Raw genomic sequence first — 16530 nt, forward strand, 5'->3', positions numbered from 1 at the left:
TGTGAAGATTAGAAATAGTAGAAGTGCAATGACCTTTCAGAGAGCCGTTGGTTGGTGCGAAACGGTAACGTCGTTCATTTCGAACTCGTCTATGAACAGCTGCCTGACATGTAGGGTAAGCCGGAGTTCCACCGTTACAGGGATAGATGGTGATGGCCATCGAATTGAGCTCATTTCTTAGGAAATGAATTAGAGTGGTACCGCGGGTTCAACCTCGTCTCTATACATAGAGACGGGGTTTTTTTGTTGGTTAAATTCCGGGTTTAATCAACCCCGCTTCACATATAGATATAGAAAAATGCGATTACGGGAGGAACAGAGGATGAAACGTAAAATTATAGTGTTCGATACTACGCTGCGTGACGGTGAACAAGTTCCAGGCGCGAAATTGAATCTTCATCAAAAAATAGAGATTGCCCAGCAGTTACAGCGGCTTAATGTAGATATTATCGAAGCAGGCTTTCCTGCCTCGTCCGCGGGAGATTTTCAAGCGGTCCAAGAAATTGCCCGCAGCGTAGGCAACAGCGTCTCGATCACAGCCTTGGCCCGGGCGGTCAAAAGCGATATCGACGCGGTCTATGAAAGCATTAAGCTGGCGCAGAATCCGCTTATTCATATTGTGCTCGGCACCTCGAACATCCACGTGGAGAAGAAGTTCAGCCGCTCCAAGGAAGCCGTCCTGCAAATGGGTGTTGACGCGGTCAAGTATGCCAAGACGCTGCTTCCGCAAGTGCAGTATTCCACGGAGGACGCATCAAGGTCGGATTTCGAATACTTGTGGAAGACGATCGAGGCCGTCGTGAAAGCGGGAGCGACTATGATTAACGTGCCGGATACGGTAGGTTATGCCGTTCCGGAGGAATTCGGCGAGTTGATCCGCAAAATCAACGAACGGCTCAAAAATTTGGACGACCGCGTGATTCTTAGCGTGCACTGTCACAACGACCTCGGTCTGGCAACGGCCAATACGCTGAGCGCGATCAAGAACGGGGCGGAAAAGGTCGAATGCACCATCAACGGCTTAGGCGAGCGGGCAGGCAACGCTTCGTTGGAGGAAGTCGTGATGGGGCTTAAGGTCAGAGAGAACCATTTTAACGCCTTTACCGATATCAATACGACGGAGCTGCACCGAACGTCCAGGCTGGTCAGCCATTTGACGGGGCTCGATGTGCAGGTCAACAAAGCGATTACCGGCGAGAACGCCTTCGCGCACTCCTCCGGCATCCATCAGGACGGCTTGTTGAAAGACAAACAGGTATACGAAATCATGTCGCCTGAAGAGGTCGGTGCGGATAGCATGGAGCTGATCCTGACCGCCCGTTCCGGACGGCACGCCTTCAAGAATAGCGTCGCGAGAATGGGCTTCGATACGAGCGATGCCGACGATTTCGAGCAATTGTTCGCGAAGTTCCTTGCCTTGGCCGATGCGAAGAAAGAAGTTTACGATCACGACGTATTCTATCTCGTCACGAATCACCGGACCGTCGAGCAGAGCAGCAAGCAATTATACGAGCTGGAGTCCTTCCAGGTGGTGAGCAACGATCAGAACCCGACGGCTGCTGTCAAATTGAACAAGGGCTCGGAGTCGATGAAAGGCAGCGCCGTGGGCGACGGTCCGATTGATGCCTTGTACAGCGCGATCAAAACGTTGGTTGGTCTGGATATCCAGCTCAAGGACTATAAAATCAACAGCTTGTCCCGAGGCATGGAGGCTGTCGGCCGGGTCAACATTCGTATTGAGCATCAAGGCAAAATCTACTCCGGACGGGCGATGGACACGGACATTATCAAGGCCAGTGCGAATGCTTTCCTGAACGGGATTAACGGTATCTTGCTGGACCTTGTGAAGGACGAAAAATAGGCCGGATCGACAGTCCGGACCTATCGGAGGGAAACGTTTTGAGCAGTCAGTTAAAGGAAAGCGCGCAGCGCGTGCAGGACAAATTAACGGAGTTGGGATATCCGAACCGGGTAGTAGAACTGCCGGACAGTGCTCGAACCGCCCAAGAAGCCGCGGACGCCATAGGCTGTGAGGTGGCGCAAATCGCAAAATCGATCATTTTCCGGCTCAAGCCGTCGAATAAGCCGCTTCTGGTTGTCGCGAGCGGCGTGAACCGGGTGGATGAGAAGCTCATCTCCAGTCGCATTGACGATAAGCTTGTCAAGGCCGATGCGGATTTCGTGCGGGAGCATACGGGCTTTGTCATCGGGGGCGTTACGCCGATCGGACATCCGGAGCCGATTTTGACGATGATCGACGAAGACCTGTTTCAATACCCGACCTTATGGGCGGCGGCGGGACATCCGAAAGCCGTATTCAAGCTGACGCCCGATGAGCTGGCCGCTATGACGCACGGGCAAGTAACGTCCGTCAAAAAGGAATAAAACGCTAGACGCTTGGGCTTCCAGGCGTTTTTTCTTTTGGGTTGACATTAAAAAGGAGGAATGTTATAAAAAATAAAGGATGGCACTCGAAGATAGAGAGTGCTAACAGCGTGGGCGTTTGCAGCCATTGTTACCCTTTATTGTCCAAAAAGGAGAGATTTCGTAATGGAAAAGAAAGAGTTTCAAGCCGAGTCCAAGCGATTATTGGAAATGATGATCAATTCGATTTATACGCAAAAAGAAATCTTTCTTCGCGAATTGATATCGAATGCCAGCGATGCCATCGACAAAATTTACTACAAGGCGTTAACTGACGATACGCTGGTTTTCGACAAAGACAGCTACTATATCACAGTGATTCCGGACAAGGACAGCAGAACGTTGACAATCCTCGATACCGGGATCGGGATGACCAAGGAAGAGTTGGAGACGAACCTCGGTGTGATCGCCAAGAGCGGTTCACTCGCTTTCAAGAAGGAAAACGAACTCAAGGACGGCCACGATATCATCGGCCAATTCGGCGTCGGATTTTATTCGGCCTTTATGGTCGCCGACGTGGTAGCGGTGATCAGCAAAGCCTTGGGCAGCGATAGCGCGTACAAGTGGGAATCCGCAGGCGCGGAAGGCTATACGATTGAGCCTTGCAATAAAGAAACGATCGGTACGGAAATTATTCTGAAGATCAAAGAGAACACCGAGGACGAGAGCTACGAGGAGTATTTGGAAGTATACCGTCTGAAGGGAATCATTAAGAAATATTCGGATTTTATCCGCTATCCGATTAAGATGGACGTTACCTCCAAGCGGTTGAAGGAAGGCAGCGACAACGAATTTGAGGATTACACGGAAGAGCAGCGCATTAACAGCATGGTCCCGATCTGGAGAAAAAACAAAAGCGAGCTGACGGCCGAGGATTACGAGAAATTCTATGTGGAGAAGCATTACGGCTTCGACAAGCCGATCAAGCATATTCATATCAGCGCCGACGGGGCCGTGGTATATCAGGCGATCCTGTTTATCCCGGAAAATATTCCTTTCGACTACTACACGAAGGAATTCGAGAAGGGGCTGGAGCTGTATTCCAACGGCGTGCTGATCATGAACAAATGCTCCGATCTGCTGCCGGACTATTTCAGCTTCGTCAAAGGGATGGTCGATTCGGAGAGCCTATCGCTCAACATTTCCAGAGAAATGCTGCAGCACGACCGCCAATTGAAGCTGATCGCCAAAAATATCGAAAGCAAAATCAAAGGCCAGCTACTAAGCCTTCTTAAGGATGAAAGAGAGAAATACGAGCAGTTCTACAAATCGTTCGGCAGACAGCTGAAATTCGGAGTTTACAGCGATTACGGCAGCCATAAAGAGGTGCTGCAGGATCTGGTCATGTTCTACTCCTCCAAGGAGAAGAAGCTGGTCACGCTGGAGGATTACGTATCGAGAATGCCGGAGGACCAAAAGTATATTTACTATGCTTCCGGACCGTCGAACGAACGAATCGAGAAGCTTCCGCAAACCGAACTTGTCGCCGAGAAGGGCTACGAAATCTTGTACTTTACCGACGATATCGACGAGTTCGCCGTCAAGATGCTGATGAAATACAAGGACAAAGAATTCAAGTCCGTCTCCAGCGGCGATCTGGGCTTTGAAGCGGAAGACAACAAGGACAACGACGATGCCGACAAAAACGATCACAAAGAGCTGTTCGACTACATGAAAGGTCTGCTGGAAGGCAAAGTAACCAGTGTCAGAGCCTCGAAGCGGTTGAAGTCTCACCCCGTATGTCTGTCTACGGAGGGTGACGTCAGTATCGAGATGGAGAAAATATTGAACGCCATGCCGAACAATCCTAGTGTTAAGGCGGAAAAGGTTCTGGAAATCAATATCCATCATGAGGTATTCCAATCGCTGGAGACGTCATACGAGCAGGATAAAGAGAAGCTGAATCTGTATACGGCACTCTTGTACAACCAAGCTCTGTTGATCGAAGGGCTGCCGATAGAAGATCCGGTCGAATTTACGAACGATATTTGTAAAATTATGGTGTAAAATACAGGCTCACGCACATAAAAACCGGCCCTAGAGGGGGGCGGTCCGAGTGTTAAGAACGTGGCTAATTAAGATAATAGAGGTTACGAGGGGGGGGGTATCCACTTCCGACCGCTGCCCCACCCCGCAAAGTGAAGCTGAATCTGGGAGGCTTAATCCTAGTACTTTGCGGGGACCCCGGGTCCTCGGGAAATTTGATTGGAAGCCGCTTGTTAGCGGACATTTCCCGAAGACAAAGGTGGCCGCTATCGCTTCTCCAGTGGATACCCCACCTCCGTATGTATCTCTATCTTAGTCAAAACCTCTTTCTCAACACTCTAGCCGACCCTCGCAGGGGTCGGTTTTTTTGTCGTTCGTCCTGCAGGGTGGGGGGAGTAGCTAAAAAAACATCTTCAATATTCCTTGACGGGAATATTCCTAATCGGGTATATTTAGAACATGAATTCGACCTTTCGAACTCTTTCCGAGCCGAATCGGCTGCGCATGGTTGAGCTCTTGCGGGAAGGCCCCTTAACCGTGGGGGAAATTGCCGATCGGCTTGGGCTCAGTCAGCCGCAAACTTCCAAGCATCTTCGTGCGCTTAGCGCCGCAGGGTTTGTCGAGGTGCAGGCGATCGCTAACCGGCGGATCTGCAAGCTTAGACCTCAGCCGCTGCTGGAGCTGGGGGCATGGCTAGAATCGTTTAGCCACAGCTGGGATGAGAAGCTCGACCGCTTGGGTAATTACATGCAGGAGCTGCAAAGGAAGTGAGCGTCTCGAAGAGCAGTTGGCAAAGCTTAAGTAAATCGGGATGAGACTAACACGACTCCGAATGAAGGAAGAGGGATGGGAATGAAGAAGATCGTAACTGTTTACTGGATTTTTACAGGATTGCTGGCGGCGTTGATGACGTTAGGTTCGATTCCGGATATTTTATCGGTTCCCGAAGCTGTGGTATTATTCGATCATCTGGGGTATCCCACTTATCTCCTACCGTTTATCGGCACGGCGAAATTATTAGGGGTTATCGCGCTCCTGGTTCCGGGATTTCCCAAAATTAAGGAATGGGCTTATGCGGGGTTTGTCATTGATTTGGCAGGGGCAATGTATTCGAGCATTGCAGTAGGTGACCCGGCAAGCGGCTGGCTTGTTTTCTTCATCGGCTTCGGATTAATTGCCGGCTCATATATTTTTCATCACCGCAAGCTGCAAGGGCAAGCAACGAAAAGTCAGCCAGCAAGATTGTCATAGAACGGCGTTAAGGGCTGTCGGGGGAATCATCCCGACGGCCCTTTTCGCTTAGGATTGCAAGCTTGCCGGGAAGCCTTCGCGCCAAGTCGGATAAAGCGGCTTCCAGCCATAGTCTTTTCGCGCCTTGGCATTGGCTGCCCCGCGTTCGCCGCGATTGCTGCCTTCCTGGATATCCGGCACGGGTGCGCCGATTGCTGCGGCATAGAAGGGCAGCCACTCCGTTCCCGGAGCGGGTTCGTCGTCCACGACGTTCACCGGCCCGTTCGGCCATTTCAGCGCATCAGCCGCTGCTCGCGCCGCATCTTCGACATGCAGAAAGGAAGTTACTCCTTCCGTCGCCTTTAGCTCCTTGCGCCGCACCTTCTCGGCCATCAGTCCGTTGCGGTCGTACCACGTTCCGGGACCGTAGAGCAGACCGTATCGAAGAATGACGTATTCCGGCATTTCGGCGACCGCCTGCTCCAGAGCCAGCACTGCGTCAACGGTCCTTTTTCGCGGCTGCGGCGCTTTCGAATCCAGAGGAACCTCTTCCGTGGCAGGATGATTTCCCGGCTCGTAGGTCCACGATATGCTTTGTGCGATCATACGTTTCACCCCGACCGCATGCGAGGCGTCGACCAGATTTCGGGTTCCGATTATTCGGATTCGGGCATTGTCCTCCAAGTTGTAATTGCTTAAAGAAGTGAGCTGATGGATGACGACTTCCGGACGCGCTTCCCGAAGTGCGTCGATCACGGACTCCTGGTCTAAAGCATCTGCAACCAGTGGGGATGCCCCCATTTCCATAATGATGCTTTTCGAGGCTTCATTCCGCGTCATGCCAATCACATCATGGCCTTCCCGTACCAGAATAGGCAGCAGCGAACGTCCGATGACACCGGTTGCTCCGGCAACCAATATTTTCATACACCTTGCCTCCCGTTGAACGGCATTCTAAATATGCCTTGTATTTTTGATTCATTATACAAGACAGTGACGGGCGCAATTTTGTGACAATGAAGGCATTATCGATCCTTTTTATGCTCCATGATAACGTTCGGCTGAATGCCGAAATGCGTACAAATCTTATCGATGATCTCCAGCGAGACATATTCGTCCTTCCCTCATTTGGCGAGAGTTGCAGAAGGGTTGAAGGAATAAGTAATTATCCTGCTCTGTCTGTTGTTAGTATGTACACGGTCTTAGGCAATTATTAAAGCGGTCCCCATCTGGATGCACGAAGCGAAGGTCATATTGCCTTGACTGCGGACTGTTAGTCTGATTCGCCGGGAGACGCCTCAAGATGGGACAAATCTCCCGGAGCGACGAATGCGGGGATGTGGAGAACCGGAATGCCCCCGTCCTTGGGAAACGGCAATCTGGCTGGTGGGGAAAGTTTTTGTGGGGAATGACCTTAATCAAATTTCGGAAGACGGACGCAGAGAATCTTCAAAATAATCCGCCGTCCCGTTCCCGTTCATGGCTATTTCATGGGTTTCTGTGTTCATATGTTTAAGTTGTTCTTTTTTCCACGCTTCGAATTTTTCCAGCGGGATCTCTAATTGTTCGATGAGAAGTTGACAATCTATCGGTTGCTTCATTTAGGATACCCCCTAGTTAGAAAAAAATGATTGAAAAACAAAAACCACCCTTCCTAGCGACGGCTAAGAAAGATGGTCCGGTTGCACTACTAGCTCCTTCGAATCCAAGTGCCCATATACAGATTCGAGTTCATTGCCTACCTGACTTCATGATACCAGTAAACAATTGAATATGTCTGTATCGTTTCATACGGAATTTTCTAAAAAAAATTTTAGAAATGCCTATTTTTCAAAAAAAACAAAATCGATCCCCAGTAAGGGGACCGATCCGATATCTGTATGAGATTTGCTATTAGTTCGCGATAAACTCTTGAACCCATTCGCCGTTGTAGTAAGCAACGCCGATTTTCGTAAAGTTCGGGCTCAAAATATTTTGACGGTGACCTTGGCTGTTCATCCATGCATTCATTACCTCTTGCGGAGAACGCTGGCCTTTTGCGATATTTTCACCGGCATACGAAAAACGAATGCCGAAAGATTTCATCATATCGAATGGAGACCCGTACGTCGGAGACGTGTGATCGAAGTAATTGTTATTATACATGTCTTTCGCTTTGGCCAATGCCACAGAGGTCAAGGCGCTGTCGGAAGCAAGCGGCTGAAGGCCGGCTTTCGCGCGTTCTTGGTTCACGAGATTCACCACTTGGCTGGCAAAAGCGGATTGATTTGTCCCTTGCTGGGAACCGGAATCCGGTTGTTGTGCCGGAGTCGTCGGCTGCGGCTTGGCTGGCGTTGTCGGCTGAGTGTTCACCGGCGCCGTCGGTTGTGGCTTAGCAGGAACCGGCTGCGGTTTCACCGGAGTCGTTGGCTGCCATCCGTTATCGCATCCCGGAAGGTTGATGATCATTCCTTTCCAAATCACATTCGGATTGGAAAGCTGCGGGTTCGACTTAAGCAGCGAGGACAGATCAATGCCGTATTTTTGAGAAATCGTCGACAACGTATTGTTATCGGTAACGGGGCATGGTGCTGCGGAAGCAGATGCCATACCGGCTCCGAACACCGAAGTAAGGGCCAAAACACTCACCAAAGCAGTTTTTTTCATGCGATTCAAAAAAGATCCTCTCCTTTTTTCGGCCTGCGAGGTTAGCTGACGGGTTCGGGTCAAAGAGCAATCACCCGGCCATAGAGTTATGGCTTCACCCCAAAAGATGGGTTCCCCCGCGCTTCGAAAGAAGCTTCGGCCTTGAATGTAGTTGTCCTCTCGACAGAACCGGTGAAGCCGAACGTCTCGTCCCACCCGGTCTCTCAAGGGCCCTTACAGTCTATCACGAGGATCGCTAGATTTCACCCCACAAAGTCTTCCAGACGCAGCGCTGCTTACTTCCACTTCATCAGTATAAACCCGCCAATGATAATGAGAAGCCCGACCCAAGTTTTCCACGTCGGCATCTCCTGCATGAACATATATCCCATAAGCAGACATACCAGAAGCTCGATGATTTTGGCTGATACGAGAGCCGTTGTTAGTTGACCGAAGCTTTGCTGTACCCAGCGAACACCGTACCCGATTAACAGATTCGCGGGAAGAAACAAAGGGAGCATCTTCAATTGAAAAAGAAACGTTGATCCGAAGGCGGGATCGATGTGTTTGCTTTGATACGAGTAGACGGCATTGACGATCACCAGGCCGATAAAAAGACACGTAAAGCCGAGAACAGCGGACATGATTTGAAGGACCTCCTCCATAGTAAAAGCCGAGTGAAGAGCCATCGGGCTCTCTTGAATGTTTCCCTGAAATAACAAATTTTATTGACTATAAGAAAATTTCCTTATAGAATAAATTTTGCATTAGGTAAAAATATTTGTACATAGACAAATGTTTCTTTTGCCGCCGCAGCCGAATAGCTTGGTAAGCGGGCGTATCTCGAAATCATAAGGAGGATTCCTGTTGTTCAAGCGTCGGCATCTTTTGTTTTCCTCCCCGTTTTTTGTTTTTGGACTGCTTTTCGTGCTTCTCCTAGCCAGTATCGTAATGGCCGCCGGTTTCGGACCCGTGTATGTTCCGTTCAAACAAACATTTACGCTGCTGCTGGAAAAGTTGGCCTTTCCGGTGGACAGCACGGCGGGGGAACGCGAGCGGCTGGTAATAGAGCAGGTACGTCTGCCGCGCGTGCTGGTCGGCGCGCTTGTAGGCGCGGCGCTTGGCATCTCGGGCGCTTCGATGCAAGGTTTGTTTCGCAATCCGCTCGTTGAGCCGGGCTATGTCGGCGTATCCAGCGGAGCCGCTGCCGGGGCCGTGTGCGCTTTGTATTTCGGCTTGACGCATCTGGGGGTATGGCTTCTGCCGGCTGCTGCTTTTACCGGAGCGCTGCTTGCCGTGTGCGTTATTCTTGCGGTTTGGCGGTGGAGCAGCGGTTCTACGGTCACGACGCTTCTGCTGCTTGGGATCGGCCTGAACGCCTTGCTGTCCGCCGTTATCAACATCTTGGTCGCCAGCTCGCGGAACGAGCAGGAGCTGCGGAGCATTATTTTCTGGCTCCAAGGCGGGCTGGAAGCCCGGACTTGGGGGCACGTGCAGTTGATTGCCTTGCCGATTCTTATCTCTTGCGTACTGCTCTGCACCTTCGCGCGGGATTTGAACTTGCTGCTGCTTGGCGACGAGCATGCCCAAAGCAGCGGTATGAAGGTGCGCGCGGTGCGTTATCTGATACTGGGCCTCGCTTCGCTCATGACCGGCTCGGCCGTTGCGGTAAGCGGGATCATCGGGTTCGTCGGCTTGGTCGTTCCGCATATGATCCGTTTATGGACCGGACCGGATCACCGGGTGCTGCTGCCGGCCAGCGCGCTTGGAGGAGCTATATTTTTAGTTGTTGCGGATCTGATATCCCGGATGGTTCTCCAGCCGGTGACGCTGCAGGTCGGCGTTGTCTGTGCTTTGATTGGGGCGCCGTTATTCTTGGGAATGGTATTGAAATCCGGAAAAGGGGCGGTGGCATGAGTACGGTTATTGCGGTACGGCAGCTGTGGCAGCGAGCCGAATCGAAGACGATCCTGCATGACGTCAATTTGCAGATGAGGCCCGGACGCTTCATCGGCTTGATCGGACCGAACGGCAGCGGCAAATCGACGCTGCTTCGCGCCTTGGGCGGCTTGCGCCGGCCCGCTGCCGGAGAAGTGCTGTTGGATGGGGCCAGCTTGCACCGGATGAAGCCCAAAGCGGTTGCCCGCCATATTGCGTATGTGCCGCAGGATTTGAGCGCGGAGCTTGATTTTACGGTGGAAGAGATCGTGATGCTGGGGCGCTATGCCCATCGGGGGCGGTTTGCTTCCGCCTCTGCGGCTGACCGCGAAGCGGTGCGGGAGGCGATGGGCACAACCGGGATTGACCCGTTGGCGGCCCGGAGGGTGACGGAGCTGTCCGGCGGACAGCGGCAGATGGTGTTCATCGCTAAGGCGCTTGCCCAGCAGCCGCGGATTTTGCTGCTCGACGAACCGATTTCGGCGCTGGATATCCGGCATCAGCTGCGTGTCATGAAGCTGCTGCAGGAAAGAACGAATGCCGGGCTGCTCGTCGTTGCCGCTTTGCACGATTTGAATTTGGCGGCGCGGTTTTGCGACGAGTTGATCCTGCTTCGGCACGGGCATGTGCTGGCTTCCGGGGCGCCGGAGTGCGTTGTGACTTCCGAACGGCTCCGACAGGCGTACGGGGTGGAAGCCTCGATCCGCCGTGACGAACGTACCGGCAAGCCTGCGGTGACCGCCTTGGACGAAGTCCGGATGCAGGCGGCTTATTAACGATAAAGAAAAAATGGAAAAGGTGAGAGTCATGCTGCATCGGGATCAAATGAAAAATAAAAGATCGGGCTTCAAGCCTTGGCGGCTCGGAGGAACGATCGCGCTGCTGCTGCTCGCGACGGCGTGCGGTTCCCAAGCGGCGCCTACCGCCGGACCTGTCAACGGACAGGAGGGGAAGGCTCCGGCCGGAGCCTATCCGAGAACGATTGTGACAGGCGGCAAGCACGAGGTGGTCGTTCCGGCCAAGCCCGAGCGCATCGCCGCGCTGTCGCTGGATACGGCCGAGATGGCGCTGGAGCTGGCCGATCCTTCCCGCTTCGTCGTTGCGCCCCGCAGCTTGGACAACGAGCAGTTGTCCGTTCATGCCGAGCAAGGCAAGCTGATCGGAACCAAAATAACGGGCGCGACGAAGCTCGATCCGGAGCAGGTGCTGTCCTACAAGCCCGATCTGGTGCTGATGACGACGATACATGACGGGGAGAGGGATGCCGATCCGATTTTGAAGCAGGCGGGCATTCCCGTGTTGACCTTTAAGGAATGGGGCACCGTTCGGCAAATCATGGACCAACTGAACCTGATCGGGCAGGCGCTTGGCGAAGAGGAGAAGGCCAAGGCGGTGACCGATCGGATGAAGGGCAAGCTGGATGCCGCCCGGAACAAAGTGGAGGAGCGTAAAGCGGTCTCCAAACCGACGGTGCTCGTGCTTTCGCCGGTAGGACCGAATACGGGACCGTATATGATGGGACCGGATAATATATCCAGCGATCTGGTACGGCTGGCAGGCGGCATGCCTGCTGCCGAAGCGATGGGGCTGCCCCGCACGACGAAAGCGACGATCGAGCAGATTATTCAGGCGGACCCGGATTGCATCCTGCTTTCCGACTGGGAAGGGAAGAAGGAGCAGGCGTTCCGGGAGCTGACCGGGAATCCGGGCTGGAGCACTCTGAAGGCGGTGAAAGAAGGCCGGGTCCGGGTCATGGCGGCCAAGCAGCTTGTGAACGCCAATCCGGCCGTCGTTGATTCGATCGCAGAGATTGCAGATGTATTGGAGTCGGCTTCCGGCGTGAAAAAGGAGGCCGGAGCATGATCGGGATACTGCTGCCGATGTACGGGCTGGTCCGGTCCATCGACGAGATTGAGCCGTTCTATACCCATATCTTTCACGGGCAGCCTCCGGGTGAAGAGCGGCTGAAGGATGCGATCTGGCGCTACCGGCAGCTTGGTACCTGCGATCCGCTCGCCTCCGTCACGCTAAGACAAGCGGAAGCGCTGGAGCGAAGGATCGGAGCGCTGCTTTTGGACGAAGTTAGAGTCTACGTCGGCTGCAAGCATACGCCGCCTTTCGTTCCCGATGCGGTGGAACAAATGATCCGGGACGGCGTGCGTCGTGTGGCGACGCTTCCGGTAACGCCGCTGTATACGCGGTCCGGCACGGGAGCGTACCGTAAGCAGGTTCGGGACGCACTTCAGCGATTCGGCGTGGACCTCCCGGTTGTCGATATCGAGGGCTGGTGGGCCGAGCCGCGGTTCGTCGACCTGTTGGGGCGGCGTCTCCGTTCGGCGGTGAACTGGATGTCCGCAGAAGGGCGGAGCGATTTCGTCGTGCTTTTCACCGCGCACAGCCAGCCGGGGCTGCCGCAGGCTAACGAGCGGTTTTGCACGGAATTTGAAGCTTTGGCGGCAAGCGTCGCCAGGGCGGCGGGCGGCTGTCCATGGAGGCTGGCGTACCGTAGCGGGGGACCGGCGCCGCAAGTTTGGCTGGGCCCGGATGTACGGGAGGTCATCGAGGCGGAGGCCGCGGCCGGACGCAAAGCCGTTGTCGTATGCGAGCTGATGTCGATGACCGAGAATGTGGAGGTGCTGTACGACGCAGGCATTGACTGTTGGGAGACGGCCACGAGGCACGGGATGGAGTTCGCGCGCACGGAGTTTCTGAACGATGCGTACGAGTTTATGGATATGCTGAGCCGTTACGCGGCCCGCCGCATCAGATGCAAGGACGATGCATACGGCACGGCTGGCGTGCTTGGAACTAAAAATGAATAAAGCGAGGACCTGCTTCCGGCTATCGTTGATGCCGGGCTGCGGGTCTTTTTTTGTATAAAAACAACGAGCGTCAGTTGCTCCGACAAAGGCGGGTACATGCTGCGGACTGAAATTTGTTCGTTGACAAACGATGGGCGCCTCAGTACAATGAATTTTATTAGTAATAATTACGTTTAAGAAAGGTTTGCTGACAATGGAACACAATACGACGAAAATACCGGTAACGGTGCTGAGCGGTTATTTGGGCGCCGGGAAGACGACCATTTTAAATTATGTACTGAATCACCGACATGGCTTGAAGGTGGCGGTCATCGTCAACGATCTCAGCGAGGTGAATGTCGATGCGGCGCTGGTTCAAAACGGAGGCGGATTGTCCCGCACGGAGGAAAAGCTTGTGGAAATGTCGAACGGCTGTATCTGCTGCACGCTGAGGGAAGACCTGCTGCGCGAGGTGGAGCGGCTGGCGCTCGAAGGCCGGTTCGATTACATCCTGATCGAATCGACCGGGGTGGGCGAGCCGGTACCGGTGGCGCAGACGTTCACCTATATCGACGAAGAACACGGCATCGATCTGTCCCGGTGGTGCCGATTGGATTGTATGGTGACGGTGGTGGACGCCTACCGGTTCTGGCACGACTATTCCTCCGGCGAATCGCTGCTGGAGAGGCAGCAGGCCGTAGGCGCGGACGATACGCGCGATGTGGTCGACCTGCTGATTAGCCAGATCGAGTTCTGCGACGTGCTTATTTTGAACAAGTGCGATCTGGTCGAAGAGGAGGAGCTGAACGAGCTGGAGGGTGTGCTGAGAAAGCTTCAGCCGCGGGCGAAGCTGCTGCGCACCGAGCGAGGACAGGTGAACCCGGAGGAGATTTTGAACACCGGCTTGTTCGATTTCGAAGCCGCAAGCACCTCGGCGGGCTGGATGCAGGAGCTGATGAACGACCATCATACGCCGGAGACGGAAGAGTACGGCATCTCCTCGTTCGTGTATGAGCGCCGCCGTCCGTTCCATCCCGAACGGCTAACGGCGTGGATGTCCGACTGGCCGGAGGACATCGTCCGCGCGAAGGGGACGGTGTGGCTGGCAAGCCGCAACGCGCTTGCGCAAAGCTTGAGCCAGGCCGGCCCTTCGATTCAATTCGGCCCTGCCGGCTACTGGGTGGCCGCGCTCCCGGAAGCGGAGCGTCAGGCCATACTGGCCGAGGAACCGGAGCTGGCGCAGCATTGGGACCCCGTCTTCGGGGACCGAACGACGAAGCTGGTCCTGATTGGGATCGCCCCGGACAGGCGGCGGATCACGGCCGAGCTGGACGCGTGCCTGCTCACGGATGAGGAAATGGCCGGGGACTGGAGCCTGCTGTCCGATAGGCTGCCGAACGTATCGACGGAGCAACTGGAAGCGTCGTTGCTGCAATAAATTTGCCATTTGGCCGGAAAGGAGGAGTCCCTTATGCGTGTCATCGTTACTTTAGCCTGCACGGAATGCGGCGATCGGAATTATACGACAACCAAGAACAAGAAAACTCATCCGGGACGGCTCGAGCTTCGCAAATACTGCCCCCGGCTCAAGAAGGTAACCCTGCACCGGGAAACGCGGTAGGACGCAATAGTTACGCGGCAGGATCATATTGACAATGCCTCCTTCCCTCGGGTATCGTTAGGTTCATAACAACCGAATACCGGGAATATTAGGTGCTTCGGACCTCGTCCGAAGCTTAAAAGGGAAGACGGTGCAAATCCGTCGCGGTCCCGCCACTGTGAAGGGTGCTTGATTCAAGCTATCGCTCGGCAGCACGCCACTGAAGACATGTCTTCGGGAAGGCGCCGAGCGGGATGCCCTAAGCCAGGATACCTGCCTGATCCGATAACACGGCTGACCCTACGGAGCATAGGGGGGTGTTAGGATACGAAGAACGGATATGCCGATGCACGGAGCTGCTGTCTTACAGACAGAGCATTCGGGCATGCAGATACGGGTCTGAAAGGAGTATTTCTAACCGACAGGGTTGGAATGCTCCTTTTCTTTTTTTCGAAAAGGAGGAGGCGGGAATAATGACAACATGGAATTTGTCCGGTACGCGCCACCATGTGCTGATCTGTAACGGCGGGAGCTGTATGAGGCAGCAAGGCGAGGAGGTAACCAAGGCGATCCGGGAGGAGATTGCCCTGCAGCAGGCGGATGCGGTCGTTCACACGACAAGAACGCGGTGCAACGGACGGTGCGAAGACGCTTGTATCGTCATCGTCTATCCGGAGGGCGTCTGGTACAAAGAAATGACCCCCGAGCTGGGCCGGGAGCTGGTGAAGGAGCATTTGCTCGGCGGACGTCCGATGCGGGAGCAGGTCCTCTATACGTATCAGGAAGGATTCGTCGGGACGACCCGCGGGGCTGAAGGAACTCCGAAACCGCAGCCTTCGGTCGAGCGTTAAGCATCGGCTTTGCATCCCTCCGGATTCCGTGCTATAATGATTAAATGTTATTTTTTTGAGCGTGGTGATGGTTATGATTTTGCGTAGGATTGATTTTCGTCATAAAAAAGCTTTTCCAACCCTTGGCCGGACGGCCAGGGGTTTTTTGTTTCCTATGGGAAAAAGTTCTGACGGGGGTCATAAATGATGAGTAAGGGGAACAATGCTTCCATCGTGGCAGTGTGGATCAGTCTGATCAGCAATATCGTTCTGACACTGCTCAAGCTGATTGTCGGCTCTCTATCCGGCAGCCAAGTGCTGCTTGCGGACGGCGTGCACAATGCCGGCGATGTCATTGCGACGGCCGCGGCATTAAGCTCGATGCGGATTTCCAAGCGTCCGGCGGACGAGGATCACCCGTACGGACACGGCAAAGCCGAGGTGCTCGGCTCCGCCTTCGTAGCCATTGTGCTGGCGCTCGCCGCCTTGTTCATCGGCTATCATGCCGCTGCCGCGCTGTTCGAGGAACCGGCGGAAGCCAGCGTACTGGCGCTGGCCGCGGCCTTGGTTTCTTTGGCCTGGAAGCAGGCCTTGTATATGTACACGATTCGGATCGGCAGACGGACGAACAGCAAAGGGCTGATCGCCACGGCTTACGACCATCTGGCCGACGTGTACGCGTCGCTTGCGGCCGTCGTAGGCATCGCGCTTGCGATGCTCGGCGAGGCTTGGAGCATTCCGTACTTGGCCTACGGCGACCCGCTCGCCGGGATTATCGTTTCGATTCTCGTTCTGAAGCTGGCTTACTCGATGGGACAGGAAGCGTTCGACGTACTGATGGAAAAAGCGGTGAAGCCGGAGAAGCTGGGCGAATACGCGGCTCTTATCGTAACGATTCCACAGGTGAAACGGATCGACCGGCTTCGGGCGAGAGAGCATGGGCATTATATTTTGGTCGATCTGCGGGTTAGCATTCCAGGTGAGCTTACGGTTCAGGAAGGACACGATATTTCCCGGCAGATCAAGCGGTCGATTATGGAGCGGCATGCCGATGTCGATGAGGTGCTCATCCACTTGAATCCATGGTACGAATAAG

At 54.1% G+C, this 16530-nt stretch carries 17 protein-coding genes, 1 pseudogene, 3 riboswitches and 1 other annotated feature (1 of these 22 cut by a window edge); of the genes and pseudogenes, 13 read left to right on the top strand and 5 right to left on the bottom strand.

Features of this window, described 5'->3' with window-relative positions:
- Nucleotides 1–225 (top strand) — a binding site (T-box leader) (it extends 5 nt beyond the left edge of the window).
- A gap of 97 nt (nt 226–322) precedes the next feature.
- The 5 genes from ET33_RS14245 (at nt 323) to ET33_RS14265 (ending at nt 5661) form a co-directional block, all read left to right on the top strand.
- On the top strand, nt 323–1861 hold the full coding sequence (locus ET33_RS14245) for a 2-isopropylmalate synthase (protein WP_036682254.1): 1539 nt from the start codon (nt 323–325) through the stop codon (nt 1859–1861).
- Between the two features lie 38 nt (nt 1862–1899).
- Nucleotides 1900–2385 (top strand): YbaK/EbsC family protein, encoded by a 486-nt coding sequence (locus ET33_RS14250; protein ID WP_036682256.1) that lies wholly within the window; start codon nt 1900–1902, stop codon nt 2383–2385.
- A gap of 165 nt (nt 2386–2550) precedes the next feature.
- Nucleotides 2551–4431 (top strand): molecular chaperone HtpG, encoded by a 1881-nt coding sequence (htpG, locus tag ET33_RS14255; protein ID WP_036682259.1) that lies wholly within the window; start codon nt 2551–2553, stop codon nt 4429–4431.
- A gap of 438 nt (nt 4432–4869) precedes the next feature.
- A complete protein-coding gene (locus tag ET33_RS14260) occupies nt 4870–5181 on the top strand; it encodes an ArsR/SmtB family transcription factor (protein ID WP_036682262.1) in 312 nt (103 codons plus the stop codon).
- Between the two features lie 81 nt (nt 5182–5262).
- Entirely contained in the window at nt 5263–5661 is a 399-nt protein-coding gene (locus tag ET33_RS14265; RefSeq protein ID WP_036682264.1) for a DoxX family protein, read from the top strand.
- 48 nt (nt 5662–5709) lie between these two features.
- Here the strand turns inward: ET33_RS14265 and ET33_RS14270 are convergent, their stop codons facing one another.
- From ET33_RS14270 to ET33_RS14285, 5 genes and pseudogenes are all read right to left on the bottom strand, one after another.
- Nucleotides 5710–6567: an NAD-dependent epimerase/dehydratase family protein gene (locus ET33_RS14270; protein WP_036682267.1), complete on the bottom strand. Its 858-nt coding sequence runs from the start codon at nt 6565–6567 to the stop codon at nt 5710–5712.
- Between the two features lie 98 nt (nt 6568–6665).
- Nucleotides 6666–6746: pseudogene (locus tag ET33_RS39740) on the bottom strand (helix-turn-helix domain-containing protein); the annotation flags it as partial.
- Between the two features lie 312 nt (nt 6747–7058).
- On the bottom strand, nt 7059–7241 hold the full coding sequence (locus ET33_RS14275; RefSeq protein WP_036682270.1) for a hypothetical protein: 183 nt from the start codon (nt 7239–7241) through the stop codon (nt 7059–7061).
- Between the two features lie 66 nt (nt 7242–7307).
- Nucleotides 7308–7391, bottom strand: a riboswitch (cyclic di-GMP riboswitch).
- A gap of 142 nt (nt 7392–7533) precedes the next feature.
- Nucleotides 7534–8295: a CAP domain-containing protein gene (locus ET33_RS14280; protein ID WP_088834040.1), complete on the bottom strand. Its 762-nt coding sequence runs from the start codon at nt 8293–8295 to the stop codon at nt 7534–7536.
- Nucleotides 8296–8301: 6 nt separating this feature from the next.
- Nucleotides 8302–8437: riboswitch (cyclic di-AMP (ydaO/yuaA leader) on the bottom strand.
- A gap of 124 nt (nt 8438–8561) precedes the next feature.
- On the bottom strand, nt 8562–8909 hold the full coding sequence (locus ET33_RS14285; RefSeq protein ID WP_036682273.1) for a hypothetical protein: 348 nt from the start codon (nt 8907–8909) through the stop codon (nt 8562–8564).
- A gap of 223 nt (nt 8910–9132) precedes the next feature.
- On the opposite strand from ET33_RS14285, the gene ET33_RS14290 reads away from it, so the two are divergent.
- The 8 genes from ET33_RS14290 (at nt 9133) to ET33_RS14325 (ending at nt 16529) form a co-directional block, all read left to right on the top strand.
- On the top strand, nt 9133–10182 hold the full coding sequence (locus ET33_RS14290; protein WP_051775330.1) for a FecCD family ABC transporter permease: 1050 nt from the start codon (nt 9133–9135) through the stop codon (nt 10180–10182).
- Complete coding sequence (locus ET33_RS14295; protein ID WP_036682275.1) at nt 10179–10979, top strand: ABC transporter ATP-binding protein; 801 nt, start codon at nt 10179–10181, stop codon at nt 10977–10979. Before ET33_RS14290 ends, ET33_RS14295 begins: the two co-directional genes overlap by 4 nt.
- A 13-nt stretch (nt 10980–10992) precedes the next feature.
- Nucleotides 10993–12066, top strand: a complete 1074-nt coding sequence (locus ET33_RS14300; protein WP_081890323.1) for an ABC transporter substrate-binding protein — start codon at nt 10993–10995, stop codon at nt 12064–12066.
- A complete protein-coding gene (locus ET33_RS14305) occupies nt 12063–13025 on the top strand; it encodes a ferrochelatase (RefSeq protein ID WP_051775332.1) in 963 nt (320 codons plus the stop codon). Before ET33_RS14300 ends, ET33_RS14305 begins: the two co-directional genes overlap by 4 nt.
- A gap of 193 nt (nt 13026–13218) precedes the next feature.
- A complete protein-coding gene (locus ET33_RS14310; protein ID WP_036682277.1) occupies nt 13219–14442 on the top strand; it encodes a GTP-binding protein in 1224 nt (407 codons plus the stop codon).
- Between the two features lie 33 nt (nt 14443–14475).
- Nucleotides 14476–14625, top strand: a complete 150-nt coding sequence (gene rpmG / locus ET33_RS14315; protein ID WP_010491717.1) for a 50S ribosomal protein L33 — start codon at nt 14476–14478, stop codon at nt 14623–14625.
- Between the two features lie 73 nt (nt 14626–14698).
- Nucleotides 14699–14899, top strand: a riboswitch (cobalamin riboswitch).
- A gap of 178 nt (nt 14900–15077) precedes the next feature.
- Nucleotides 15078–15455, top strand: a complete 378-nt coding sequence (locus tag ET33_RS14320; RefSeq protein ID WP_036682279.1) for a (2Fe-2S) ferredoxin domain-containing protein — start codon at nt 15078–15080, stop codon at nt 15453–15455.
- A gap of 186 nt (nt 15456–15641) precedes the next feature.
- The gene (locus ET33_RS14325) at nt 15642–16529 is read left to right on the top strand and encodes a cation diffusion facilitator family transporter (protein ID WP_036682281.1); all 888 of its coding nucleotides are present in this window, start codon (nt 15642–15644) and stop codon (nt 16527–16529) included.
- Nucleotide 16530: the final 1 nt, after the last annotated feature.

This window comes from Paenibacillus tyrphae, from assembly GCF_000722545.1.
In the GTDB taxonomy this organism is placed as follows: domain Bacteria; phylum Bacillota; class Bacilli; order Paenibacillales; family NBRC-103111; genus Paenibacillus_G; species Paenibacillus_G tyrfis.